We start from the raw sequence: 26,113 nt of genomic DNA on the forward strand, positions 1-26,113 counted from the left end.
AGGTGAAAGGTATGTCTCCTGGTCTTTCATGTTGCTCTGTCGGCTGGCGGCATAGAAAGAAGAAGAGGAAAGCCAGGCTTTCGCGCCTCAAGTGAGGCTGCTGATGATAGAAATGGCCCTATTGAGCAGCTTTTTATAAATTTTGCGGGCAAAATATGGTATTATAATTGGGCTATGGACACACCTGAAAACTATTATGCTATTCTAGGCGTACCAATCGATGCAGATAACGATACCTTAAAACGTGCTTATCGTCAACTGGCGCGGCGCTATCACCCCGATCTGGCCGGCCCAGAGGGGGCAGTTGAAATGAAGCGCATCAATCGCGCATACGCAGTATTGAGCGACGCAGAGAAGCGGCAGAATTATGACGCCGTAATTGGCGGGGTAATTGACCTGCGCCATAGTGGCTTCGTCCGCCCGCGTCCCAGGCCACACAATCCGGCTGAGGATGCGGAATTTACGGGCCTTTCAATTTTTTGTACCAGGGGACCGCTCAAACGAGGGACCTCGATCACAAGCTCCCTGGGAGTTATCTCTGCCTTGAGTTGTATTCGTACGGTGCAGGGCCTACTTGTCGCCGCGGGCTCGCTTGATGGCAAGGGCAGCCTCTGGCAAGTCGTCAATGCTCAGGCAAGCAAGCCGATCAATTTTGAGGCCAATCCCGCGTTTACCACCGAGGCTCTGCGTGGGATGCGCCTTTCCGCCGCGGGCTCTTTACTGGCAGGCTGGAACAGGCTACACCTCCATGTCTGGGATGCCTATAGCGGCGCGCTCCTGTGGAGCTATGCAGTTGATCAGCGTGCTGTTTCGACGCATTATTCGCTGGATATGGCCTTGCAGGCGGAGGCGAATGGCCAGCGGCTAGCTCATCTTGCGCTTCCCCTGCTCATGGATAATGTACCGGCTCCGCGGGCCTGGGGAGTGCGGGGAACCGACATAACTAGCCATGAGATGGGCATGCCTGAAACGGCGATAACCGCTCCCGTCGTCTGTATTGAAGAAGAGATCGAAAAGCGCCAGTTCTGGGCTATCCGCCTGCGGGCCCTTTCGCAGGATGCTTGCACTTTGCTCACCCTATCCTGTGCTCACGTGTCGCATGAACAGCAAGAAGTCAGCATTGCACGTAAATGGAACCTGGCGGCCAGGACCCGCACCGGCAAATCGCGCCCACAAATAGATAGTTCTCTGCTTGTAGGACCCTGCATTGATTGTGCTCCACCTTATGCTGTAACACCCGACGCTCGGGTGTTAGCTTTTGTGCATGCCAGGGATAAGCTGCGCATCTGTGATACCGGCTCCGGCTCGTATAGTGAACTTGCCAGTGGCGTGATGGGAAGCAGCGCTAAGCTCGCGCTCTCCGCTGATGCGGAATGGGCAGCCATAGCGCGCGAGGATAGCGAGCTCAACGAAGGTGTGATAGATCTCTGGTCGGTGAGTACAGGTCAGGTTGTGCAAAAGCTCTATCATCCCTGGCAGATCAGCGCATTGCACTTTGTCGAAAAACAATTGGTTGTAGCGCTAACAGATGGGACTATTCACATATGGGAATAGTCTCCTGTTGCCATTCTCTTTGCCTGTTCGTTCGTTTAGTAGGTAGGGTCTGATAAAAGATGACCAGAGAACTATTTTTTACTTTTCGCTGTTATTAAAGGAGCGAGGTCTTATTTATGCGTGTTTCGGTAATTGTGCCGGTTTATAATGAAGAAAAGACGGTGGCACAGGTTTTAGAGCAGCTTTCACGCGTGCCGCTCGATATGGAAATCGTGGTGGTGGATGATGCGTCCACCGATCGGACATGGGAAATTTTGCAGGAGCTCAAGCAGCAGGAGCCATATAAGCAGTATCGCTATGTGCGCCATAGCCATAATCAGGGCAAGGGGGTAGGGTTGCGCACAGGCTTTGGCCTTAGTACCGGCGACCTGGTAACGATTCAGGACGCCGATATGGAGTATGATCCACAGGATCTACCCGGCCTGGTGCGGAAGTGGGAAGAGGCTATCGCAGCCGGTCAGAGCAAGGTAGCAGTCTATGGCTATCGCGATCTTTCAGCGCAAAAGTTTACCACGCGCTGGGGCAATCGCTTCCTGACTCTTATGACCAATCTCCTGTTTGGATGCCGCATCCACGACATGGAGACCTGCTATAAGATGATGCCCGGCGTGGTTGCGCGCGCCTTGCCTATGGAGGGTCGGCGTTTCGAGATTGAACCCGAGATCACTTCTTGCATTCTGCAGGCAGGCTATACTATTCTGGAAGTACCAATTAGCTATGCGCCACGGGTAGAGAAAAAATTGGCCCCGTGGAAGGATGGATGGCCTGCTCTCGCTATGCTCTTGCGCCGTCGCTTTGGCAAACCCTTTCAGCTTGTTGCCGCGGTCAGGGAGCAAGAGCAGGTAGCTCAGACCCATCTCTAAACCAGAGAGCCAGGCTGAGAAGGAATGGAGTGAAGAAGAGTTTATGAGTACACGACCTCGCATTCTTGTGACGCAAAAAGTGCCAGCTCCCGCTTATGCGCCCCTTGAGGAGATTGGCACTGTCGATGCGCATATGGAGGAAGGAAGTATCTGGCCATACGAGGAACTGCTTGGCCACGGGCCCGGACATGATTATATTTTTTGCCTGCTCACAGATACGATAGATGAGCGTTTTTTGCAGGCCTGTGCCGCCAGTAATCAGCGCCTCAAGCTGATTGCCAATATGGCCGTAGGCTATAATAACATCGATGTGGCCGCCGCCACACGCCTGGGCATTGCCGTGACGAATACCCCTGGTGTGCTCTCTGATACCACGGCCGACCTGGCCTTTGGCCTGTTGCTGGCCACGGCCCGGCGCATTCCCGAGGCGGAGCGCTATTTGCGGGCTGGCAAATATGAAGGCTGGGGGCCGTTGCTCTTTTGCGGCGCCGAAGTTCATCACGCCACGCTCGGCTTGATAGGCGCGGGCCGTATTGGCCAGATTATGGCCAGGCGCGCCAGCGGCTTCGATATGCGCGTGCTCTATTATAACCGCAGCCGCCTCGCACCGGAGCTAGAGGCTGCCTACAACCTCACCTATGCTGAGCTCGATGAGGTCCTCAAACAGGCTGATTTCCTGAGTATTCATGCACCTTATACTCCTCAAACCCATCATTTGATAGGTGAACGCGAGCTTACCCTGATGAAGCCCACGGCTATTTTGCTTAACACCGCGCGGGGGCCGCTCGTCGATGAGAAAGCCCTGGTCAAAGCTTTGCAGAACGGCAGCATAGCTGGCGCTGGCCTTGATGTTTTTGAGCGTGAGCCTGCTGTTGAGCCAGAACTGCTGACGATGGAACAGGTGGTTATCGTGCCACATATTGGGAGCGCCTCGCTGCAGACCCGTACCTTAATGGCTACTATGGCCAGTTCCAATATAGTGGCCCATTACCGCGGACAGCGCCCACCCAATATTCTTAACCCAGAAGTTCTGGTATAGCGTAGCTCTTTTACTGTGCACTACTGCGTTGCTGGCTACTTTATTCTAGCTTCCCAAAGTGTAGAATCTGTACCCACACTAGCAACGCAGCAAGCAGCATTAGCTTATCCACTTTTCAAATTCGGCAGAAAATAGTTATGCATCTTCTTTACAGATAACCCATTTATCTTGTATAAATATTCTCAAAGAGGTTGACAATTTGCACTCTCTTCTCTATAGTTCAATCAGTAAATATATCATGAGGGAACTGTGCATCAACGTTGTCAGGAAGAGCATAAGTAATGGTGGCTTATGAGGATATTCACCTGGAAACAGAAAGCTGGATAGGTAGATAGTTTGCCAGGATGAAATTTATGCTTGTATGCGTTGTATAATAACATAACCAATCCAAGCGGCCGATTTAGGTAGAGGATATTGGACAAATTATGATACACTAGCTACCATTGGCAAAAGCGACAAGACCGAAGCGCAATAAGTTATTATGGATAGGCGCTGCGAAGTTATAGCTTTGCTAGTCGTTTGCCCAAGACACCAGAAAATAGGGAGTGACCTATGAACTGTTCACGATGCGGGACTGAGCTGCCAGAATCAGCGACCTTCTGTCCGCGCTGTGGGGAAGCCTACGAGGCAGGTCAGCCGGGTACATTTACGTACCTTCCAGCCGGTGTCCCCCCTGGCCTACGAGTGTGCCACAGGATCTTCTTCATGCCTCTAAACCTGCCGCATCTGGTCAATCCGCGAGTATGGCTGGAGCTAAAGGGAAAGAGAGTTCAGCGCGTTCCAGGCCTAAGATCTTATCGATTATTGCCCCTCTCGTACTAGTCCCTCTAGTAGGTGTTCTCGCGACTCTTGGCATATTGTACATAAATGGCGATTTCTCAGCGCGTAATAATAGCAATGGATCTAACGTACACGCGGTACAATCCGGATCGAACACCCCTGCTCCCAGCAGCAGCAGCAGTGGGTTGCCGAGTCCCTCGTCGTTCAAGAAGCTGAGCGACGCAGACCTGAATGTCTCCTTGCAGTATCCTGCCGATTGGACGCAAGAATCACCGCAAAAAACGGCGGCGAGTAGCGTTTTAGGTATCCATTCTTCTCAGCAATTTGGTATTACCTTTAATGTTGTACGCTTTTCTGATACGTCGTCATCTTCTATCAGCGACCCGAATCAGATTAATCAGGTTGCGATTAGTCAGTTTAGCGGCCAGCAAGGAGTTAGCAACGTCCAATTGCTGAAGCCGGCCAACTCTCAGCCAACTATTGGTGGGGCAAAATGGGTACAGGCTGAGGCGATGGTAATTGCTACGAATGGTCTAAAGTTCCACATTGCTACCATCTCCGTTCAGCATAACAAGGACTACTATAATATCCAGGTCTTTGCGCCCGACGATTACTACTCTGAAGCCGTGCAGAAGTATATTCAGCCCATGCTAAGCTCCTGGCAGTTTCTCTCATAGGCCCTACAGCAGAAACTTCCCAAGGCGAGATCTAGAGAGCTTGCGCTAGCCAACTGTCGCAAGCCAGGAAGATCGCGCCTTTATTTGTTTGTGTCCATTTTATGTAAGATTCAGGTGTTCTGAAAGAGAAGAACATATCTGGCCATTCTTCAGCAAACAAATAGCTTGACACCGCCTTCTTGCTAAAGGTACGCTATAAAAAGGTATAAAACTCTATCTAACAGCAGTCAGACATAGAGTTTATGATGTATAGTGGGAAAAGAGGCAGTAGGGAAAATAGAAGTACCTGATCGCGAGAAGGAGGATAATTATCCATGTCGCAAGCAAGGCGTACTTTTGGCGTCGAGCGTCGTTCCATCGACTTTATTCCTGAGACTGAGCGCCATGGCAAGGTTCGCAGCCTGTTCACGCTGTGGTTTTCTGCCAACATGCAGATCACGACTGTGGTAACCGGAGCTCTGGCCGTCAGCATTGGCTTGTCGCTGGGCTGGGCCATCGTGGCTATCGTAGTGGGTAATCTGCTTGGTGGTATTTTTATGGCGCTCCATTCGGCTCAAGGGCCGCGCATGGGCATCCCACAAATGATTCAGAGCCGGGCGCAGTTTGGCTATTTTGGCGCTATTCTACCATTGCTCCTTGTTATCGTTATGTATATTGGCTTTTTTGCCAGCAGCGGTGTGCTGGGCGGGCAAGCGCTGGCGGCCTGGACGGGCCTGCCCGTGACGCCTTCCATCATTATCGTGGCGATTATTTGCACGGCCCTGGCTATCTTTGGCTATGATCTCATCCATCGTTATGAAGGCATTGTAAGCGCAATTTTTGCTATAGGTTTTCTCTATCTCACCATCCGTTTGCTCACCGGCCATTCGCTGGCCAAAATTCCTGCGCCTGCCTTCTCGCTGGGTACCTTCCTCCTGGTGATCTCAGTTATCGCTACCTGGCAGCTCACCTATGGACCATATGTAGCCGATTACTCGCGCTATCTGCCAGCGCGTACCTCGATTGCCACTTCTTTTTTCTCGACCTATGCCGGCTCTGTCATTAGCAGTATCTGGATGATGGGCTTTGGCGCTGTGGCTGTGGCTATCGCTGGCGCGCAGTTTAACACAGATGCAGTTCGTTTTGTCGTCGAGCAGGCAGGACCTGGACTGGCTTTTATCTTCTATATCCTTGTCGTTCTGGGCATCATTGGAGCAAACGTCCTCAATCTCTATGGCGTGTTCCTCTCTTCGACAACGACTATTGCGGCCCTGCAACGCTTCAGTATTGATTTGCGCACGCGTATCTTTTTTGTGCTGGGAGCAGCCATTGTCGGAACCGCAGTTGCCGTCGTGGGTCAGGGCAACTTTGTTGAGAACTACACAAACTTCCTGCTCTTTCTCCTGTACTTCATTATTCCCTGGTCCGGCATCAATCTCGTCGATTTCTATCTTATTCGCCACGAGGTCTACGACATTGACGCCATTTTTGATCCCAACGGCATTTACGGTCGGGTCAACTGGCGCGCGCTCCTCGTCTATGTGCTGGCCATTGTGCTGGAATTACCCTTTGTGAGCACGACCATCTATACTGGCCCGCTGGTGGCAGTTCTGGGAGGAGCTGATATCGCCTGGATTGTTGGCTTACTCGTATCGGCGGTTCTGTATTATCTTCTGGCCCGTGCACATACCACGGAAAAAGCGGCCCCAACCGTTATCGCGGAAACTGCACCGGAGGACTAGAGCAAGCGTGCGAAGCCTGCTCTAGAAGAAAAAGAAGCCCTATCGCGAGAAAACGCGATAGGGCCTTTGGGTCTATTGAGACAGAAGCAACTCTGCCGACTGCTGACGACTAGTACTCAGGCATGGCAGGAGCAGCGGGCTTCTCCTTCTCGGGCAGATCCGTGATAAGAGCCTCGGTGGTCAGGATCATTGCGGCAATGCTTGTAGCGTTCTGCAGAGCAGAGCGGGTAACCTTGGCAGGATCGATGATACCGACCTCGACCATATCGACATAGGAGTCGCTGAGGACGTTGTAGCCAATGTGCTCGTTGTTCTTCTCTTTCTGAGCGCGGCGTACGCCTTCGACGATCACCGAGCCATCTTTACCGCCATTGACGGCGAGCTGGCGCAGGGGCTCCTCAAGAGCGCGGCGCAGAATGGTAACACCAGTTGCCGCATCTCCGCTCAGGTTCAGGTTGTCAAGAGCCTTAACGGCATTGGCCAGGGCCACGCCACCACCGGGGACCATGCCCTCTTCGACACCGGCGCGGGTTGCGGAGAGCGCGTCCTCAACGCGGGTCTGGCGGTACTTCAGCTCAACCTCGGTGCCGGCGCCAACCTTGATGACAGCAACGCCACCTGAGAGCTTAGCCAGGCGCTCCTGCAGCTTCTCACGATCGTAGTCGCTTGTCGTCTCCTCGATCTGAGCCTTGATCTGGCGGATGCGGCCCTGAATATCTTCAGAATTGCCACGGCCCTCGATGATCGTCGTATCGTCCTTGTGCGAAACAACCAGGCGAGCGGTACCCAGATCGGCCAGGGTGGCGCTATCAAGGCGGCGGCCCATCTCTTCGCTGATCACCTGACCGCCGGTCAGAGCAGCGATGTCGCGCAGCATATCCTTGCGGCGATCACCAAAGCCAGGAGCCTTAACGGCCAGGACGTTGAGGATACCGCGCAGCTTGTTGACGACAAGGGTTGCCAGTGCCTCGCCATCGACATCTTCAGCAATGATTACGATCTCGCGGCGACCCTGCTGGACAATCTTTTCAATAAGAGGCAGGATATCCTGTACCGCGCTGATCTTCTTGTCAGTAATCAGGATGTAGGGATTCTCAAGAGAGGCTTCCATCTTCTCTGAGTTGGTCACGAAGTAAGCAGAGATGTAGCCCTTATCGATCTGCATACCCTCGACATACTCGGTCTCGAAGTTGATGCCGCGAGACTCCTCAACTGTGATCACGCCATCTTTACCGACGCGATCCATCACATCAGCGATAAGTTCGCCGATCTGCTCATCTGCCGCCGAGATAGAGGCGATCTGGGCGATCTCCTTCTTGCTTTCAACCGGGATAGCCAGCTGACGGATGTGCTCCACAACTGCCTCGGTTCCCTTATCGATGCCAAGCTTGAGCTGCATAGGATTGGCCCCAGCGGCAAGGTTCTTCAGGCCCTCGTTGACGATAGCCTGGGCCAGGACTGTCGCTGTAGTGGTGCCATCACCGGCGACATCGTTGGTCTTGGTGGCGGCTTCTTTGAGGAGCTGAGCGCCCATATTCTCAAAAGGATCTTCCAGGGCTATTTCTTTAGCAACGGTGACGCCATCGTGGGTGACAGAAGGAGCGCCAAACTTCTTATCGAGGGCAACGTTACGTCCTTTGGGGCCCAGGGTGCTCTTAACAGCACCGGCAAGTACGTCGATGCCCTTCTTCAGAGAACGACGGGCCTCATCGTTAAATACAAGCTGTTTTGCCATATCGTTGTAATTCCTTCCCTTTCAACTAGCCAATAATGGCGAGAATATCATTTTCCTTGAGCACCAGGTACTCTTCACCATCCAGCTTAAATTCAGTACCGCCATACTTGGCGAACAGAACGCGGTCCCCCTCGTGGACGTCGATTGCAGCGTGCTCACCATTGTCAAGCAAGCGGCCGCCGCCAACGGCAACGACTGTGCCTTCCTGGGGCTTCTCTTTGGCTGTATCAGGGATCACAATACCACTCTTGGTTACTTCTTCTTTTGGTGCAGGTTTTACGACCACACGGTCGCCAACAGGACGGATCTTTGCCACTACGTCTACCGCCTTCCTTTTGTATGCAAGTATTTACACAGAATTACGGTTATTCAGGCTTCTTTTGAGGTATAGGTGGGCGGGCTGATGCCTCGTCCGCGCTTATTCCATAATGAATGACACCAGCGATGCTCACAGAACGATATTGGGAGTAATCGCAGTTACAGGGGCCACCAGCAGCGCACCCGGTGCAGCAATAGGTTTTTCCCTGCACGACTGTGGGAGGCCAGAGGATCTCAATATCGCAGTTGGCACAGCGTATCCGTGTCTGTGCTCTTGGCTCACCGATGTTCTTTTGTGGATACTCATTCTCTGCGTGCATATCCTCTTATCCCAACTTCTCTATACCTTGCTTCGCCTCTGCATGAGAGTATCGCATAAACTTTGTTAGAAGCGCATAGGAGTTTTGTTAGAGGAATGTTAGAATTTCCCAATATGATACAATGGAGCATAAATTAATTACATATGTTGAGGACGATCATACAATGCCGTACATCGCAACTGTCAACAAGCAGGCTTATCACATCGATACCGGCGAAAATGGACAACGCAATAGCGTGACTGTGGAGGACAAGGCGTATGCCATCGATTGGCAGCAACTCGCCCCTCTTGTCGCCGATGCCCAGGGGCACGCCAGCCAGGAGGGCCAGGGCGGCCGCTATAGCCTGCTGATTAATGGTATTTCTTATGAGATCTTCGCCCGCCGCATTACAAGGCCTGAGCAGAAGGATAGCCAGACCTATGAGATCGAGCTGGCGGGCCAACGTTTTGAGGTGACTGTTGAGGATGAGCGCGCAAAGCTTTTAGCCGGCCTTGTGCGCTCCACGGCAGGACAGGGGGAGGCCGCCGTCCAGGCGCCGATGCCCGGCCTGGTGGTAGGCGTGTCTGTAGAGGAGGGCGCAACTGTGTCGGCCGGTCAGACAGTGGTGATATTAGAGGCTATGAAGATGGAGAATGATCTGCCGGCGCCTATCTCTGGTGTGGTGAAGGAAATTCGGGTCAGCAAGGGCCAGACGGTTGACCAGGGAGATGCGCTGGTGGTGATCAAGGGGCAGGAATAGTCAGCGGCTTATGCTTCCTTTAGAGGGAAAGAGGATGATCCTGTACAGTCTTGTGCTGAAACGGGAATCGTCCCCTTTCGCCGGTAAACAGGCTGGCTATCTTACGCCTGCGCGCCAGGAGAATCAATGGGTATCCACAAAAGCCGTGAAGAGTCCAACTACCTCATCCTGCTTTTCGATATGTGGCGAATGCCCGCACTCAGCTAGCATAACCTCGCTATATGCTCCGCCGTTGGCCTTATATGCTTCCAGGACGTAGCGAATCTGAGCCTTCATGGGCTGAGCTGGGTAGATCTCGGCTCCCGGCCAGCCCGGAACAGCTCCCAGTTGCCCGAGATAGCCAAAATCAAACATGGAAGTGTCCGAGACGATCTGATCATCTGCACCATGTATCCAGAGCACAGGCGGCTTCGCGCTACAATGAGCGAACGAGGCCTGGTTCAAGTATCTTGGCGAAAGCGCATTGTTTACGCCTAGCTTGCCTGGCGCAACATTGGGCCAGTGCTCAGAGCTTTCAGTATCGCCAGGATAATTGCCTGGGTCCACCTTCATACGCAATAGCGCGGAAACGTAGAGCTCTTCAAGCTCGGGAGAGACACGAAATGGCGGTTTAAAATAAAAGGTATTCATAGTTGCACGCGGCGAGAACGCGTCGTCGCTTCTGTCTCCCTGAGCCAGGCGGCGCACAAATTCCGGATTGGCAGTCCCGCCGCCACTGCCCGCGTAATCGGGCCAGGTAGGCGTACCCTGCACATCTCTGGTACCACCAAAGCCAAAGGGCGAGCCGGGCGCCTGCAGCGTCAATGAGCGCAGGGTTCCGGGATAATCCTGCGCATATTGCATCACAACGTTACCGCCCAGCGACCAGCCGAACAAATGGAATGGAGGGAGTCCCAGAGCTTGCACAAAGGCCTGGATATCGTCTGAGAAATCCCGTAAGCCGCGCGTTGCATCGACAGGAGCGCCTGCGCTCTCACCATAGCCGCGCATATCGGGCGCATAGATAATGTAGCGCCCCGTTGCACTCAAGGCTTGCATAAAGCTCTGAAAGAAAAGGGAAGATGAGCAATTGCCATGGATCAGTACCAGCGGAATATTCCCGGTACCAGCCTGCAGGTAAGCTATTTCTAGCCGCGCTGTCTGTATGCTTCTTGAAGAGATGCCGGGGAAGATTGATGTCGTATCCATAAGTTGTGGGCCTCCTCGGTTATAGAAATAGCACAAACACAGCTATATTGCTTTATTATGCCACAAATATGACTGACGAGTCATGCTTTTTCGTAAGATAACACATTGACGCTATAGAACTAGATGACTACTTTAGTGCAGATAAGTACTCTAACAATTCGGCATATGCTATAATTCGAGAGGTATACAAAGGAGGATGCGGCATGGATCAACGTCTGAGCAAGAGCGCCGAGGAGTGGCGCCAAACCACAGCGCGACGGGCGCGCGAAAAAGCCAAAGAGCGACAGTCAAAGTTTGTCACGAGTTCGAATATAGAAGTACCTGATCTTTCAACTGAAGAAGATCTACGTGATTTTGCTCCTCATGAGAAGTTAGGCTATCCAGGCGAATTCCCTTATACGCGTGGTATACACCCGGGTATGTATCGTTCGCGCCTGTGGACGATGCGTCAATACGCGGGCTTTGGCACCGCCGAAGAATCTAATAAACGCTATCACTTTCTGCTTTCGCAAGGGACGACAGGTCTCTCTGTGGCCTTTGATCTGCCCACGCAAATGGGCTATGACGCAGATAGCCAGCTGGCCGAAGGTGAGGTTGGTAAGGTAGGCGTTTCCATCTCCAGTCTTGAAGATATGGAGACCCTGCTAAGCGGCTTGCCGCTCGAACGTATCAGTACCTCCATGACGATCAATGCTACTGCCAGCATCTTACTTGCTCTCTATATAGCTGTCGCCAAAAAGCAAGGCGCAGACATCCGCAAGCTCTCAGGAACCGTGCAGAACGATATCTTAAAAGAATATACGGCCCGTGGTACCTATATCTATCCACCACGGCACTCGATGCGCATCATCACCGACATTTTTCGCTATTGTGCCGAGAATCTCCCGCGCTGGAATACGATAAGTATCAGTGGCTATCACATTCGTGAGGCGGGAGCTACGGCGGTCCAGGAGATTGCCTTTACGCTTTCCAACGCCATGAGTTATGTGCAGGCGGCTATTGAGGCGGGTCTGGATGTCGATCGTTTTGCCGGCCAGCTCTCCTTTTTCTTCAATAGCCATAACAACCTGTTTGAGGAAGTTGCCAAGTTTCGGGCGGCCCGTCGCATGTGGGCCACAATTATGCGCGAGCGTTTCCAGGCCAAAGATCCGCGCTCGCTGATGCTGCGCTTTCACACGCAGACCGCGGGCTCGACCCTGACCGCGCAACAGCCCGATAACAACATCGTGCGTACCGCGTATCAGGCTCTGGCGGCCGTGCTTGGCGGGACCCAATCGTTGCATACAAACTCAAGAGATGAAGCTCTGGCCCTCCCTACCGAGGCCTCGGCCCGCGTCGCTCTCCGTACTCAACAGATCCTTGCCTATGAGACGGGAGTTGCCGATGCTGTCGATCCGCTGGCCGGCTCCTATTTTATTGAGTCCCTTACGAATACGCTAGAGGAGCAGGCCTGGGCGTATATCCATAAGATTGACGAGCTAGGGGGCAGTGTGCGGGCTATCGAGCGCGGCTTTATGCAAGCCGAGATTGAGCAGGCAGCCTATGAGTACCAGCTGGCCCTTGAGCATGAGCAGGCCATAGTGGTTGGCGTAAATCGTTTTGTGACGGAAGAAGAAGAGCGGCCCACCTTGCTGCGTGTGACCCCCGAAGTGGCCCGGCGCCAGAAAGAGAAGCTGGCTGCGCTGCGCTTGCGCCGAGATAATCTACAGGTGCAAGAGAAATTGCAGGCGCTTGAACAGGCAGCGGCAGGAACCGAGAACCTCATGCCCTTAATTATCGATGCAGTTGAAGCCTATGCAACCCTCGGCGAGATTAGTGATGCCATGCGCCGCGTCTTCGGTGAGCAGCATGAGTTCCGTAGTTTAGAGTAATAGAAACGAAACAAACCGGTTATGAAATATTGGAGTTCAGATGATGAAGCAGAGACACACGTTGTGTACCCTGCACGCGATGCCGAGCGTAGCGATCATGCCTTCAATGATAAAAGTGCCGCTGCAGAAGCGGCACACTTCAGCACGGGTAGCTCCTCTACAACGCTTGATCGCTCCTTAGCCCCCATTGGTGTTTTTGATTCGGGAGTCGGAGGGCTCACGATTCTCTCAGCCTTGCAGCGCGAATTGCCAGGCGAAGCTTTTATCTATTTTGGGGATACCGCACATTGCCCTTATGGTTCGCGTAGCGAGGCCGAAATCACTGCTCTGGCCGTGGAGGCCAGTAGTTTTTTGCTTGAGCAGGGCGCGAAGCTTATCGTCGTGGCCTGCAATACTGCCTCACAGGCCGCGCTCAATACTTTGCGCGCGACCTTCTCCGTCCCCTTTGTCGGAGTTGTGCCGGCCATAAAGCCGGCGGCGCGGACCACGAAGCGCGGCAGCATTGGCGTTGTCGCGACGAGTCGGGCGGCCCAGGCGGCCTACCTCCAGCAGCTTATAGATGATTTTGCGGCAGGGCTGCAGGTCTATGCTGTGGGCTGCCCGGAACTTGTGACTCTGGTGGAAGGCGGCGAGTTCGCAGGCCCGCGGGTTGAGACGGCTCTGCACGAAGCCTTAGATCCCTTGCTCGCCAGGAATATCGATGTGCTGGTACTGGGCTGTACTCATTTTCCGGCCTTAAGATCTACTATTGAGCGTATTGTTGGCAAGCAAGTGCAGGTCATTGATAGTGGAGCTGCTATCGCGCGCCGCACCCATTCGATCCTTGATTCGGAGGGCCTCACGCGTTCCCTCGATGAGCCTGCGGTCTCGGGTTTGCTCAAGGTCTACTGTAGCGGTGAGGCCGAGGCTTTCGGACAGGTTGCCAGCCAGCTCCTCGGTTATCCTGTCGATGTTCAACAAATTCATATGCAAGAGTACAGCAAGGAGTGATATGCCGGATCATGTAGCGCTCGATGAGAGCCCTTTAATAATGCCAGGTAGATCTAAATATATGCATTTAAGAATAGCACGCTATATATCGAATATTCTTTCACCCATGACCATTTCATTGCCTCTTGTCACGCTGGCCGCCCTCTATCATGAGCATAATTCTCCGCTCAAAGTCGCGGGCCACGTCTTTTTAACCCTGCTCTTTGTGAGTATTGGGCCTTTGCTCTATATTCTGATAGGCGTGCGCAAGGGGAAATTCACAGATCTAGATGTCAGCGTGCGTACACAGAGAAATGGCCCCTTTCTCTTTATGCTGATCTCGACCCTGCTAGGGCTATTTTTGCTCTCGCTAATCCACGCGCCGCGTAATCTGCAAACCTTGCTCATCATTGCTATATTTGGTGGGCTTGTATTGATGATTACAACTCACTGGTGGAAGATAAGTATTCATGCAGCTTCGATGGGGGTAGCCGTTACCTTTCTGACGGCCCTGTATGGCATCATTGTCTTGCCGGCCTATCTGCTCGTCGTGCTGGTTGGCTGGTCGCGGGTCGTTCTGCGTCACCATACAGTTGCGCAAGTGATTGCCGGCTCGCTGGTAAGCATCGCCCTGTCCGCCATTGTGCTGGTCGTACGCGGCATCTAATCCCCAACAATAACAAGGACTCGGCAAGGGATTCCGAGTCCTTTGGCTTGCTCTGCAGGCTTTATAGCGCTCAAAGAGACTACAGAGCATTTTTTCAGTCTTGGTCAGATGAAGACCTTCTGCGTATGGCTGGCCATCTTAAGCACATTCTGATCCTATGAGGTCCGCGCAGGCTGGCAGAGGATCAGGAAGGCGATGAGGGCGGCAATGCCAAAGGCTGCGATGGCTGCTACCATTGGTATGGCAGTTGTTGTGCCGCCAAGGCCCACGAGGGGCGCCAAAACTGCCCCAACTGCGAATTGTAGCATTCCCAATAGTCCAGAGGCACTTCCACTTGTCCGGGTATCGGTGGCGGCCAGAGCCAGGGCCGTCGCATTTGGCACGATCAAGCCCAGGCTGGCCACAAACACGAATAAAAGTGGTAGGATTCCGCTAAGGCCAATGCCGGCCAGGACAACCAGCAGCAGGGCCAGAGCTGCCAGGGAGAGCATAGCAATTCCAACGCTAAGGAGCTTCTGGGCTGGCCAGCGGTTTATAAGCCTGGCGTTCAGCTGGCTCATGCCGGCCAGGCCAAGAGCATTGACGCCGAAGAGCAGGCCAAACATCTGGGGCGAGAGGCCGTAGATGTTCTCAAGGGCAAAGGGCGACATGGAAATGTAGACCATGGCCGCCGCGAAGGCGAAACTGCTGGAAAGCGCATAACCGAAGAAAGGCCGGTTTGCCAGCAGCATACGCATGGCTTGCCAGGTGGCCGAGATACCACTGCTCTGGCGGCGCTCCGGCTCTAGCGTCTCACCGATTCCCAGAGCAAAGGCAAGAAACGCGATGCCGCCAAGGATAGCTTGCGTGACAAAGACTCCATGCCAGGAAGTGAAGGTGAGCAATTGACCGCCAAGAACTGGCGCGATAATGGGCGCGAGAAAGTTGACAGTCATCAGCAGAGAGATGCAGCGCGTCAGGGCCTGATCGGCGTACAGATCGCGGGCAATGGCAAGAGCAATCACGATCCCGGCAGCTCCGGCGAAGCCTTGCATAAAACGCAGCAGCAGTAGAACTGTCACCGAAGGAGCAATGGCGCACAGCAGCGATGTGAGCGTATAGATAGTAATGCTGAGGAGCAGCGGCCCGCGCCGTCCGCGTGCATCGCTAATTGGTCCAATGACGACCTGACCAAAGGCCAGGCCCAGGATGCAAGCCGTTAAGGTGATTTGCGTAAGTGCCATGGAGGCGCTTAGATCATGGCTGACAGATGGAAGCGAGGGCAAGTACATATCGGTAGACAACGGCGCAAAGGCCGTCAAGCCACCCAGGATAAGCACGTACCTGAGTTTGACCCGCATCGATGCTTGCTTGCTGCCGATCACCTCCGATTCGCTTTCCGCGAAGCTAGAGGAAGGCCTGGCTGCTAGATCGCTATAGTGTGTTGATGAATTATCCCTGCTGGACATACGCTTTGCTCTTTCTGTGTGGCCTGTAGATAGCCTGCTTTTGATTATTTCTTGTCTTCCTGGAAGGGGAAGACAAAGACGCGCTCTGGTTCGACAAAAATGGCGACGCGTTGCTCGCCAGGCAGCATATTGGGAGTCGCATCCTTTCCCGTGTACTTTTGTGAGAGCACGTTGGCGATGTGGTAATTAGGATCGTCCTCAATACGCACAGCCTTGCCGCGGATCTCAAGAGAGCGATAGGGATTTGTCGGATCGGCTATAGCCAGCGCAATACGTGGCTCACGCAAGAGATTGCGATATTTCTGGCGTATTTTGTTCATGGTGAAAAAGAGCTGCGTCCCATCCCAGCCAAACAGGACAGGGCTTACCTGCGGCTCTCCCCTGGACCCGATAGTCGACATATATGCCACTGCAGTTGATTGCAGGAGATCGCGATGAGATTCAGGAATCGTTATCATGATTTGAAAAGTTCCTTTCTATAACGTCCCCTCATGAGGGGGGTGCTTCTCTCCATTTCGTTACTTGCCAGAAGTATATATGATCTATTCAATGAGGACAAATCATGTTTGACATAATCATATGAGATTTATTCATAAATGCTTTGCATATTAGGCAACCGCTTGAAGGACGAAGCAAGAGCTGCTGTGTCTTGGATTTTTCTACTCCGACACCCCTCCAATGGATGTGAGCGAGACTTTGCAGTATTCCACAAAGCCATGTATAATGCTGATAGGTTTTTGTGTGCTAAAAAGGTGGGAGAAGATGTTTCAGGGAGATCAAGAGCAGGAATTACCGCCTCATCATGGTGAGCAGATGAGCGTAGAGGCGTTTGAAGAGCTGGCGAAGCAGGCAACCGCTGTACGCTATGAATATATCAATGGTAGAGCATATGCGATGTCAGGAGGAACGGCTAATCATAGCCGCCTGACCGGTAAGATGTATCGCCTGCTTGAAGAGCAGTTGGCAAGTGGTCCGTGCCATGCCTTTTTTGATATGTATGTATTGATTGCCCAGGAGCGCAGCGTTTTGCCGGATGTCGTCGTTACTTGCGACGTTGCCGATTACCGCAATAATGCCACCTTAATTCGTTCTCCCCATCTCATCGTCGAGGCGCTATCTCCAGCGACAGAGCGTATAGATCGCACAGAAAAGTTCGAAGCGTATAAAAGTCTGCCCTCATTGCAAGAATATGTGCTTATTCACCAGAAGCAATATAAGGTCGAGGCCTATCGCAAAGTTAACGGCTGGCAGCCGCAATATTACGGACCTGGCGAGGAAATTGAGCTGATGAGCCTGGATCTTACAGTTTCCCTTGATGAGCTCTATACGGCCTCGTATAGCCATTGCATCGCCATTTGAGATACTAGCTCAACCTGTCTTGGCTTGCTATGAGGATAGATGATTCCCTAAATGCGTGCAAATCATATCTAACATAATCACATGATAGTTATTCATAATAACTTTGCATATTGAAATCTTCTCCCTTATATACCTTGACACGTATATACTTTATGAAGTATATTAAGGACATGGAACTTGCGTTCGAAGTAGATGCGATGCTGCATTGCCTGCCGTGCGAGGTTGAGTCTCCGGGGCCCGTCACTCAGCCGCGCAATGAGTCAAGCTGTTATCAGCCTGCTTACCTGGATACTCTCGAACGTCCTATCGACCATATGGAAGCAGTCAACACCAGCGAAAAGATGACAGGGAGAAAACGACGCGGCCCAGGCCGCGAGCGTAACAAAGGAGAAAGACATGAGAATCAAAGTGACCAACGTATATGTGGACGACCAGAATAGGGCTCTGCGCTTCTATACGGAGGTACTGGGCTTTGTCAAGAAGACCGATGTCGGTAAGGGTCAATATCGCTGGCTGACCGTAGCCTCGCCAGAGGAGCCGGACGGTACTGAGTTGCAATTGGCGCTTAACGACAATCCTGCAGCCAGGGCGTACCAGCAGGCAATCTTTCAACAGGGCCAGCCTGCAGCCATGTTCTACACCAACGATGTCAAGGGCGACTACGAGCGTATCAAGGCTTATGGCACCGAGTTCACGCTGCCACCCACTGACGTGACTGGCTCGACCATTGCGGTGCTGAACGATACCTGCGGCAACCTCATTCAAATCTCTCAACTGGCACGCCATTAAGGGCTGCTATTTAGCAGGATGGCAGCTCGCTGGGCACTGACGACCGCGACTTGAACCTCGGTGGGTCAGCGCTCCCGGTGCGCTGCCGTTGTATGGAGCATACTAAGAGCGTGGAATCTGTGTTCGAAATCATTGCGGAGCCGAACCGCCGTGCAATATTGAGCCTCCTGGCCTTCTCACCGCAGACGGTTGGTGAGATTGGGAAGCAACTTCATATGCCGCAGCCGACCGTATCAAAGCATCTACGCGTGCTGCGCGAGGCCGGTTTTGTTGAATCCACTGTGGACGCACAGCGCCGGCTCTACCGCCTGAACCCCGAACCCCTTCAGGAGGTGGATGCCTGGCTAGCTCCGTTCCGCCGATTCTGGTCCGCTCACGTGGATGCCCTCGAACGCCATCTCGACCATATGGATCAATTGACCCAACAAGAAGGAAGACAAGGAGAAGATAGAGATGACCGAGCGTGAGCAGTACGCACCAGGCCCAGCCCACGGGGCGCAGGTACAAAAGGATGGAGACAAGTGGACGCTCATTCTCGTTAGAGAGCTGCGACACGCGCCCGAAAAAGTCTGGCTAGCACTTACCGATCCGGCACATCTGCGCGAGTGGGCTCCCTTTGAAGCCGATGGGAGTCTGAGTACAGTTGGAACCACAGTCAAGCTTAGCATAGTGGGAGCGCCAAGGGCGCAGATTTCCGAAACAAGAGTGACGAGAGCCGACGCTCCCAGGGTGCTTGAGTATACCTGGGGCGGAGACGCTATTCGCTGGGAACTCGAAGCCATTGCTGGTGGTACGCGCCTGACCCTGTGGTACGCTATCGATCGCCGCTTCATCTCAATGGGGGCTGCAGGATGGCACATTTGTTTCGATGTTCTGGATCATCTGCTTAGCGGAACTCCCATCGGTCGCATTGTGGGTGGCGAGGCGATGAAGTTTGACTGGCCTCGGCTCAATTCGGAGTATGCTCAGCAATTCGGGATCGCAGTTCCGCGCTGGTCATCCGAAATTGCCAGGTCCTGAGCCTGCTAAAGCCAGGGTGAACTGAAGGAGAGGATGCAAAAGAAAAGCGCCCAACAGAGCGTTGAGCGCTTAACTTGATCTAGCTTTAGTACGTCACTTTTGGCCGCTGGCCACTCCCGCGTGCTGGGGAAGTTGGGGAGCCTGACCGGCCCCACCTTCGCGTAGCGGCGTAGCTGGTAAGGTTGCCGCGCGGCGCTGAGCGCGTATCGCTGGCGCCATCGCCTTGCGGGTAGAAGAAACGGTAACGCGTCCAACTATCCAGACGAAGCCGAAGAAAGCTGCCCAGTTGACGACGCCCACGATAATCAGGAACGCCAGGATGGGCAGGCCCAGAGCCTGAACGGCAACCAGGTAGAGCAGAGCCGTCACCACAATGTTGCCAAGAGTGACAGGAATCAGGATCAGCCAGGCGAACTGCATCAGCTGGTCAGCGCGCAGACGCGGCAGCGTTGTACGCACCCAGATAAAGACTGAACAGAGCAGGTAGATCTTGAGAATGAAGTAGACAAGACCCAGAATATTGCCAACAAAGCCCCACCATAGTGAATTGAGGCCGGTGAGATAGGCCACGCCAGGGCCTGAGAAACCACCAAGGAACAGATAGCTGGCAACCGCAGAGACGATGGCCATATTGCCATATTCACCCAGGTAGAAGAGAGCCCAACGCAGGCCGCTATACTCGGTGGCATAGCCGGCGACCAGTTCCGACTCTGCCTCTGGCAGGTCGAAGGGCGAACGGTTTGTCTCGGCCAGACCGCAGGTATAGTAGATCACCAGCATCAAAGGCTGAACCAGGAAGAACCAGGCCCAGGGCGTAAAGCCCTCAAAGATGAAATCAAGGATGCCGATGCCGGTCTTGTGCCAGATATTCTGGAAGTCCATAATCTCGCGCAGCGAGATCGTCCCTATGCCATCCTGGCCCGGGTAGCCGGGGTGGCCGGCCAGCACGCTGGTAAGGATAACCACGCCCACCAGAGAGAGCACAAGAGGCAATTCGTAAGAGATCATCTGCGATGCGGAACGTAAGCCGCCGATAATAGCATACTTATTGTTTGAGCCCCAGCCGGCCATAACCACGCCCACCACATCGATAGAGCTCATGGCAACGTAGTAAATAATGCCGGTCGCCAGCGCACTACCAGGAATGCCGATATAGGGAGAGAAAGGCATAACGGCAAAGGCCGCCACCACAGGAGCCAGGAACACCGAAGGGGCCAGCAAGAAAGTAGCCTTATCGGCATTGGCCACGTGGATATCCTCTTTCAGCAGCAGCTTACCAACGTCGGCCGCCGTCTGTAACAGGCCCCAGGGACCCGTATGTATAGGGCCGTAGCGATCCTGCATCCAGCCCATAAATTTGCGCTCCCACAGAATCAGGATCACCGCGCTGGTCATGATAAAACCGAAGATTGTCAGGAAGGACACCACAAACTGCAAAAACTGCCATGAAATGATGCCGTGTAGCAGTTGCGAGCCCAGATCATCAGCTAAAGGTATTGAGTACATATCAGGATAACTCCAACAGTGAAAAGCGAACGCGAGGCTGCTCGCTCTACTTGTTCGCTATTTCACATCTTTTTTATCGATCAACCTCACCTAGCACGAGGTCCAGACTACCCATAATAGCAATTACATCGCTCATCTTGTGCCCGCGCAACAACTCGGGCAAAATTTGTAAATTAACAAAGGACGGACCGCGTAGCTTGGCGCGCCAGGGATATTCGCTCCCGTCGCTGATAAAGTAGACCCCGAGCTCGCCCTTACTGCTCTCCAGGCCAAAGTACGTCTCGCCTCTTGGTGGACGCAGCGCGATAGGTGTGCGTGTTCCGATAGGGCCGCCCGGCATCTGATCGATGGCTACACGACAGAGACGAATGCTCTCGTAGATTTCGTTAAGGCGCACCATGTAACGCGCAAAGCAATCGCCCTCCTGGCGGACCTGTGGATTGACTGCCACCTCGCGATAGGCCATATAGGGTCGGTTAACGCGCAGATCCCAGTTGACGCCACTGGCACGCAAGATCGGGCCAGTTAAGCCATAGGCGATGGCCTGTTGTGGATCGATATAGCCCACGCCTTGCGTGCGGGCCATAAAGATCTCATTGCCTGTGAGCAGCCTGCTCAGCTCGTCAACATTCTTTTCAAGCTGGTTGAGGAAGGCTTCGCATTCCTTGAGCCAGTTCTTTGGGAAGTCGTGCAGCACTCCGCCAACGCGCATATAGTTCACATTAAAGCGACTGCCACCGAGAGCCTCAAAGAGAGAGAGAATACCTTCTCGATCGCGGAAGGCCCAGAGAATAGGCGTAAACGCGCCGAGGTCCATACCATAGGTACCGATAGCCACAAGGTGGCTGGCGATACGTTGCAGCTCCCCGACCAGCAGGCGAATATATTGCGCGCGGCGTGGAGGCTCGATGCCCATCAACTGCTCGACGGCCCCTGCATAAGCAGTCTCGTTGAGCATGGGGGAAAGATAATCGGCGTTATCCATGTAACGGATACCGCCCATGATCGGGCGATTCTCCAGAATCTTTTCGATACCGCGGTGCAGATAGCCAATAACAGGCGTGCAGCTAGTCACCGTCTCGCCTTCAAGAGAGAGCACGAGACGAAGCACGCCATGAGTACTTGGATGTTGCGGCCCCATGTTGAGCAACATCTCTTGCGATTTAATTTCTCCGTTTTCCGCACCTGGAGAAGATATGCCTGTATCTTGTTCTGTTGCCATGAGTTTCCTCGTTATATATGTTTCAATCTATACGTATGACAGGCGGGGCACCTTCCAACGTGACATTTATACAATTTATTTTTGTTGCAATCCCTTGCGTAGCTGTGTAGCAAACCTATATGACCATATCAATGCCATCAGTGCGGCCATAACTCCGAACAGGTAGCGATTGGCATCGGAAGAGAAAAATACAAAAGATAAAGCCAATCCCCAGCAGCCAAGCGCTACCATAGCCGACATGACTATATCTTGCATACGAACACGCCTGGCGACAGGCAAGCGTTTCGCGCTTTGCGCGCTTGCCGCGTTACTGCTGACGTTTGATGAGAGATCCGTGGCATTTCGCGTATCTAGCGAGCGTTGACGTGTTCCCTTTTTACGTGTTTTAGCTTTTGGCATCGCACCTACTCATATCCTGGCCGATCCTCAGTGGATCTACTTTTCCTGTTCCTGGTTGGTCCGTTTCCCTTCAGCGCTCGGCGTTACCTGCTCATCTTCTTCCTGGTAACTTGAATTATGGCCAAAGGTAGGCGTGCCAGGGTGCAGGCGTTCGCTCAAGCCCTGTCCCAGCTTTTTCTGTACGACGCGCTCTAGATTCTGCTGTTGGAATGGGCCCGCGACAGCCATATTAGGATCAACCTGTGTTGTGGCGCGAGGCTTATTCGTAAAGGGTACCTGGTGGAAACTCTTGAGCAAGGGATACCCCTCAAAGTCGTCGTCAAGCAGCATACGTCTTAAATCAGGGTGGCCTATGTAACGAATGCCATACATATCATAAGTTTCGCGCTCCAGCCAGTTGGCTGTTGGCCAGACCGAGACCACACTATCGACTTCGGGCTTCTCATGGTCCAGGCGAACCTTGACCTGTAAGAGCTGTGCGCGCGCTACAGATCTGACGTGGTAGACACTTTCCAGGTGATCGAGCATGTCTACTCCAGAGATGCAGCTGAGGAGATCAAAACCAAGCTGGTCGCGCAAAAAGCGGCATACAGCTACAAGGTGCTCACGATCTATGTCCAGTGCCAGGAAATCGCCCTTAAGCGTACTTGGGGCAAGCGGCTTGCCGGTTATCTGGGCAATAGGAGCCAGATCCCGGGCCAGAGCTGCGTTCTGATCGCGATAACCAGTAGTTGCACTGGGCACACTCGTTGAACGTGGTACTAAATCCATCGAGTTACCCCCTTACGCCATGCATAGACAAGACCGAGCGCAAGAACAATGATAAAGAAGAGAATTTCAAAAAAGCCGAAAAGACTTAACTGCTTAAAAATGATTGCCCAGGCAATGATGAAGACGATATCAACATCGAAGGCAACAAAAAGTAATGCAAAAATGTAGAAACCTAGCGGATATTGAACCCAGGCAGAACCAATAGGAGTTTCACCAGACTCATATGTCTGTAGTTTTTCTCTTGTTCTATTATGAGGTGCAAGCAGGTTCGCAAGGACCATTGCGACAATCACAAATACGAACCCGGCCGCCAATAGAATGCCTGCATAGAGATATCCAATATTGGCTGGTGTTGACACAAGCTTTCCTCCCAACAATTACCCTTGTTATCTCGACAAAGGCTAGAAATGCTGTTTTGATTATAGCACAGGGGGGAAGGTGCGACAATTTGCCCTGACAGGAGGGGGCCCGGCCGTTTACCGCCTGGCCGCCCATGAGAACTGAGCCGGCCGGTAGCCCAAAGAGGAGGCTCAGCTATCGACCCTGAAAGTACTTGTGACTGAAAAAAACACACCTGGCTTGCTTGTATAATGCATTTCGCCAAGTGTGTTCTATCCTCGTGGACCCGCAGGTTATAGCTGCGGAATCTGTACGGTCTCGGGCTTGGCCAGCAATTGGATGCCTGTTATCGGGGTCTGCTTGCTTGCCTTGATAATTTCAGCCACGATGACAGTAACATTGTCTTCGCCACCGCCATCGAGCGCGGCCTGAATGAGCGCCTCGGCACATTCTTCAGAATTGTCAGTATGGCTCTTTATGGTCTCTTCGATCTTGGGATCGCGTACCATGTCCCATAAGCCATCGGAGCAGAGAATAAGCTTATCCCCCAACTCCAGGGGCACAGTAAAGAGGTCTACCTCCACATTTGGCTTCTCGCCGAGGCTGCGATAAATCTGGTTGCGCTTGGGATGGGTGTAGATATCGTCAGGCTTGATGATCCCTGCCTCAACCAGGCTTGCCACGACCGAATGGTCAAGCGTAATTTTGCGCAGCCCCTGCGATAGGCGATAGAGGTAAGTGCGGCTGTCGCCAACGTTGGTGACATAGGCAGTCGAGCCAACGACGAAGGCCGCCGTGACAGTCGTGCCCATATCGGCATGTAGCTCCATGTTGTTTTGATGCACGGCTAGATTGGCGCTTTGCACAGCCTCGGCAAGAAGCTGGCCCGGCGCGCTATCCTGAATATCCACCTCTTTTATAAGGCGGGGCAGCATAAAATCGGCGATGGTCTGTATCGCGCGGCGGCTCGCATCCTGCCCATTGGCGTGCCCGCCCATGCCATCGGCGACTACGAACAGGCCGAAGCGCAGCGGATGCGAGGATATATTCAGCGTGCCCTGGGCCGCGAAGTGACTATCTTCATTGGGCTTGTGCTTGCGTTTGATACCAGGATTTGTGCGCGTGCTGGCTCTGGTATCCAGCGGTATGATCGTCGCTGATAATTCATCCTGCGACTGAATTGGTGCGAAATGCATAGTAGCCTCTTTGTCTATCTGGTTTGTCTGCCCATTTCTTGCCGCTTCGGGCCTCATCTCGATTGTGGGCTGCTCGGCTATCGAATTGTTAGGAACGATAGGGGCGGTGGGCTGCTGGAGCAATAGAGGGGGGATGCGAAGATGAAGGCCTGATTCCGAGGGTGAGAGGAACAAACGGCAGTTAGAGCAATAATTAGCGCCCTTTAATACCGGCTCCCCGCAGCGTGGACAGTGTAATTCCTCTGTAGGTAGCGGGTGGGTACTGGCATTGCTAACAGACGCGGGCGTCTCATTTGGGATCGGCGCTGTAGGCTGCGTCCATGTTTGCTGCTGGGCCTCCATAGCGGCTATGCGCTCCGCATCGATGGCGGCTTTGCGCTCGGCCTCCGCATATTCGGCATTCAGCGCATGCTCACGCCTCTTACGAAGTGCGCGCGAGCGCCCGAATAGCAAGCTGGCCAGAATTAAGAGCCCGATGAGAATACCTAGCCCTACTATGCTCAGCAGCCAGAGTGGGAGGGATAGGCCGAAAAGGGAAATGCTATTTTGTTGCTGGTCTAGAGAGGGATTGCGCTGTTCTCCGCTGCCGGCCGCGTTAAGAGAAAGTTTAGCAAAATCGGCAGCCGCTGCGAACTGTGGGTTTGCCTGAGCTGCTGATTGAAAGGCAATGTGCGCATCAGTGTAATTTTTTAGCTGATAATAATCAGTGATGCCACGCGCCCAGCTATCGGCAACAGTATTCAGGTGGGGCACAGCCAGTTCAGGCTGTTGCTTCAGGAATTGCTTAATATCGCTAAGCGTAAGCGAGGCCGAATCTTGCAGGTGCAGACCTGTCAGTTCCCCATCCTGATTTACCAGCGGAGTGCCGGGCTCGCTCCCTTGCATAGTGTTGAGAGCAATGCTATTGGGAGAAAGGAATTGGCGTGCTACTTGCTCATACTGGGCGTTGAGCGCAGCATTATTATTATTGGCAAGAGGTGGCGTTGAGAGGGAAGATGAGCTCTTCGTTAATTCGATCCCATGCGCTGAGGCCGTATTAGTATTAGCGATACTCAGGAACGGCAAGGTATGGGCAGAATCGGTATTGAAGGCAAAGAGAGCGGGTCCGTTGCTACAGTTGTTGTCTTTGAGGCAGCGGATAGTTAAAGGGACCGAGAGGGTATAGGCAATAAACTCGGGATTATACAGATTGCTGAAGATCAACTCTACCGAAGAGAGCTTGGCCGCCGGATGGGAAGAGATACAGCTCACCTCCCCGCTGGAACCGACGAGATTGCCATCGGTAAGAATCCAATTGTTCTGATCTGAGCTATTTGTAGAGGGCCAGCTGTCGATCAGAACGCCAAGGCCAGTACATTTGATCTCATTGGGTGCGGGCCTATTCTCTGTCTCTGCTTGGGTATAAGAGGCGATGAGACGAACCACAGAAACGCCAGGGCGCACCACATCCCTGGGCATATCCGCCACGCTAGTAGAAGCTGCGAAAGCAGTAGGAGATACAAGCACTGCCTGCAAGGCAATAAGGAACCCACCAAGAATAGAGCAGGCGTACCAGCTTGCTCGCCTCTTTCGCGTGGTCTTGAAACTATGCGTACTCATTGATAAATTCCCTTCATGCCGGAT

Annotated in this window: 25 protein-coding genes; 14 read left to right on the top strand and 11 right to left on the bottom strand. The window is 53.1% G+C overall.

From position 1 onward, the window contains the following. Positions 1-174 precede the first annotated feature (174 nt). The 6 genes from EPA93_RS37310 (at position 175) to EPA93_RS37335 (ending at position 6,634) form a co-directional block, all read left to right on the top strand. Complete coding sequence (locus EPA93_RS37310) at positions 175-1,554, top strand: DnaJ domain-containing protein (RefSeq protein ID WP_129892394.1); 1,380 nt, start codon at positions 175-177, stop codon at positions 1,552-1,554. Between the two features lie 116 nt (positions 1,555-1,670). Beyond that, a complete protein-coding gene (locus EPA93_RS37315; RefSeq protein WP_129892395.1) occupies positions 1,671-2,417 on the top strand; it encodes a glycosyltransferase family 2 protein in 747 nt (248 codons plus the stop codon). 43 nt (positions 2,418-2,460) lie between these two features. Beyond that, positions 2,461-3,456: a 2-hydroxyacid dehydrogenase gene (locus EPA93_RS37320; protein ID WP_129892396.1), complete on the top strand. Its 996-nt coding sequence runs from the start codon at positions 2,461-2,463 to the stop codon at positions 3,454-3,456. A 552-nt stretch (positions 3,457-4,008) separates the two neighbouring features. Beyond that, on the top strand, positions 4,009-4,278 hold the full coding sequence (locus EPA93_RS51155) for a zinc ribbon domain-containing protein (protein WP_129892397.1): 270 nt from the start codon (positions 4,009-4,011) through the stop codon (positions 4,276-4,278). A 143-nt stretch (positions 4,279-4,421) separates the two neighbouring features. Continuing rightward, positions 4,422-4,913 carry a hypothetical protein gene (locus EPA93_RS37330; protein ID WP_129892398.1) on the top strand — a complete coding sequence of 164 codons (492 nt, stop codon included), beginning with the start codon at positions 4,422-4,424 and terminating at the stop codon, positions 4,911-4,913. Positions 4,914-5,227: 314 nt separating this feature from the next. Next, complete coding sequence (locus EPA93_RS37335) at positions 5,228-6,634, top strand: purine-cytosine permease family protein (protein WP_129892399.1); 1,407 nt, start codon at positions 5,228-5,230, stop codon at positions 6,632-6,634. A 109-nt stretch (positions 6,635-6,743) separates the two neighbouring features. On the opposite strand, the gene groL is transcribed toward EPA93_RS37335, so the two are convergent. Together groL and groES are read right to left on the bottom strand one after the other, a co-directional pair. Continuing rightward, the gene (groL, locus tag EPA93_RS37340; protein WP_129892400.1) at positions 6,744-8,369 is read right to left on the bottom strand and encodes a chaperonin GroEL; all 1,626 of its coding nucleotides are present in this window, start codon (positions 8,367-8,369) and stop codon (positions 6,744-6,746) included. Positions 8,370-8,394: 25 nt separating this feature from the next. Next, on the bottom strand, positions 8,395-8,685 hold the full coding sequence (groES, locus tag EPA93_RS37345) for a co-chaperone GroES (RefSeq protein ID WP_129892401.1): 291 nt from the start codon (positions 8,683-8,685) through the stop codon (positions 8,395-8,397). 485 nt (positions 8,686-9,170) lie between these two features. Between groES and EPA93_RS50590 the strand changes: the two genes are divergently transcribed. Continuing rightward, complete coding sequence (locus tag EPA93_RS50590; RefSeq protein ID WP_165423658.1) at positions 9,171-9,746, top strand: biotin/lipoyl-containing protein; 576 nt, start codon at positions 9,171-9,173, stop codon at positions 9,744-9,746. 123 nt (positions 9,747-9,869) lie between these two features. Here the strand turns inward: EPA93_RS50590 and EPA93_RS37355 are convergent, their stop codons facing one another. Continuing rightward, a complete protein-coding gene (locus EPA93_RS37355; protein ID WP_207229301.1) occupies positions 9,870-10,934 on the bottom strand; it encodes an alpha/beta hydrolase in 1,065 nt (354 codons plus the stop codon). Positions 10,935-11,137: 203 nt separating this feature from the next. Between EPA93_RS37355 and EPA93_RS37360 the strand changes: the two genes are divergently transcribed. The 3 genes from EPA93_RS37360 to EPA93_RS37370 are packed head-to-tail and all read left to right on the top strand — an operon-like array spanning position 11,138 to position 14,441. Next, positions 11,138-12,805 (top strand): acyl-CoA mutase large subunit family protein, encoded by a 1,668-nt coding sequence (locus EPA93_RS37360; RefSeq protein WP_129892403.1) that lies wholly within the window; start codon positions 11,138-11,140, stop codon positions 12,803-12,805. A gap of 21 nt (positions 12,806-12,826) precedes the next feature. Beyond that, a complete protein-coding gene (gene murI, locus EPA93_RS37365) occupies positions 12,827-13,795 on the top strand; it encodes a glutamate racemase (protein WP_129892404.1) in 969 nt (322 codons plus the stop codon). 1 nt (position 13,796) lies between these two features. Continuing rightward, entirely contained in the window at positions 13,797-14,441 is a 645-nt protein-coding gene (locus tag EPA93_RS37370) for a phosphatase PAP2 family protein (protein WP_129892405.1), read from the top strand. A gap of 155 nt (positions 14,442-14,596) precedes the next feature. On the opposite strand, the gene EPA93_RS37375 is transcribed toward EPA93_RS37370, so the two are convergent. Together EPA93_RS37375 and EPA93_RS37380 are read right to left on the bottom strand one after the other, a co-directional pair. Continuing rightward, positions 14,597-15,889 carry a multidrug effflux MFS transporter gene (locus tag EPA93_RS37375; RefSeq protein ID WP_129892406.1) on the bottom strand — a complete coding sequence of 431 codons (1,293 nt, stop codon included), beginning with the start codon at positions 15,887-15,889 and terminating at the stop codon, positions 14,597-14,599. Positions 15,890-15,933: 44 nt separating this feature from the next. Next, positions 15,934-16,347 carry a PPOX class F420-dependent oxidoreductase gene (locus EPA93_RS37380; protein ID WP_129892407.1) on the bottom strand — a complete coding sequence of 138 codons (414 nt, stop codon included), beginning with the start codon at positions 16,345-16,347 and terminating at the stop codon, positions 15,934-15,936. Between the two features lie 304 nt (positions 16,348-16,651). Between EPA93_RS37380 and EPA93_RS37385 the strand changes: the two genes are divergently transcribed. The 4 genes from EPA93_RS37385 (at position 16,652) to EPA93_RS37400 (ending at position 19,057) form a co-directional block, all read left to right on the top strand. After that, a complete protein-coding gene (locus EPA93_RS37385; protein ID WP_165423659.1) occupies positions 16,652-17,248 on the top strand; it encodes a Uma2 family endonuclease in 597 nt (198 codons plus the stop codon). 396 nt (positions 17,249-17,644) lie between these two features. Continuing rightward, positions 17,645-18,037 carry a VOC family protein gene (locus tag EPA93_RS37390; RefSeq protein WP_129892409.1) on the top strand — a complete coding sequence of 131 codons (393 nt, stop codon included), beginning with the start codon at positions 17,645-17,647 and terminating at the stop codon, positions 18,035-18,037. A gap of 110 nt (positions 18,038-18,147) precedes the next feature. Then, positions 18,148-18,504 (top strand): ArsR/SmtB family transcription factor, encoded by a 357-nt coding sequence (locus tag EPA93_RS37395; protein WP_129892410.1) that lies wholly within the window; start codon positions 18,148-18,150, stop codon positions 18,502-18,504. Then, entirely contained in the window at positions 18,491-19,057 is a 567-nt protein-coding gene (locus tag EPA93_RS37400) for an SRPBCC family protein (RefSeq protein WP_129892411.1), read from the top strand. The genes EPA93_RS37395 and EPA93_RS37400 overlap by 14 nt, the downstream gene beginning before the upstream one ends. A gap of 93 nt (positions 19,058-19,150) precedes the next feature. Here the strand turns inward: EPA93_RS37400 and EPA93_RS37405 are convergent, their stop codons facing one another. The 6 genes from EPA93_RS37405 to EPA93_RS37430 all read right to left on the bottom strand — a co-directional run bounded on the left by EPA93_RS37405 (position 19,151) and on the right by EPA93_RS37430 (position 26,089). Continuing rightward, complete coding sequence (locus EPA93_RS37405; protein ID WP_129892412.1) at positions 19,151-20,563, bottom strand: complex I subunit 1/NuoH family protein; 1,413 nt, start codon at positions 20,561-20,563, stop codon at positions 19,151-19,153. A 73-nt stretch (positions 20,564-20,636) separates the two neighbouring features. Continuing rightward, complete coding sequence (locus tag EPA93_RS37410) at positions 20,637-21,785, bottom strand: NADH-quinone oxidoreductase subunit D (RefSeq protein ID WP_129892413.1); 1,149 nt, start codon at positions 21,783-21,785, stop codon at positions 20,637-20,639. A gap of 75 nt (positions 21,786-21,860) precedes the next feature. Further along, positions 21,861-22,184, bottom strand: a complete 324-nt coding sequence (locus EPA93_RS37415; protein ID WP_129892414.1) for a hypothetical protein — start codon at positions 22,182-22,184, stop codon at positions 21,861-21,863. A gap of 36 nt (positions 22,185-22,220) precedes the next feature. Next, on the bottom strand, positions 22,221-22,955 hold the full coding sequence (locus tag EPA93_RS37420) for an NADH-quinone oxidoreductase subunit C (protein WP_129892415.1): 735 nt from the start codon (positions 22,953-22,955) through the stop codon (positions 22,221-22,223). Then, a complete protein-coding gene (locus tag EPA93_RS37425; protein WP_129892416.1) occupies positions 22,946-23,314 on the bottom strand; it encodes an NADH-quinone oxidoreductase subunit A in 369 nt (122 codons plus the stop codon). Before EPA93_RS37425 ends, EPA93_RS37420 begins: the two co-directional genes overlap by 10 nt. Positions 23,315-23,587: 273 nt before the next feature. Further along, complete coding sequence (locus EPA93_RS37430; protein ID WP_129892417.1) at positions 23,588-26,089, bottom strand: protein phosphatase 2C domain-containing protein; 2,502 nt, start codon at positions 26,087-26,089, stop codon at positions 23,588-23,590. Positions 26,090-26,113: the final 24 nt, after the last annotated feature.

The organism is Ktedonosporobacter rubrisoli (assembly GCF_004208415.1).
In the GTDB taxonomy this organism is placed as follows: Bacteria; Chloroflexota; Ktedonobacteria; order Ktedonobacterales; family Ktedonobacteraceae; genus Ktedonosporobacter; species Ktedonosporobacter rubrisoli.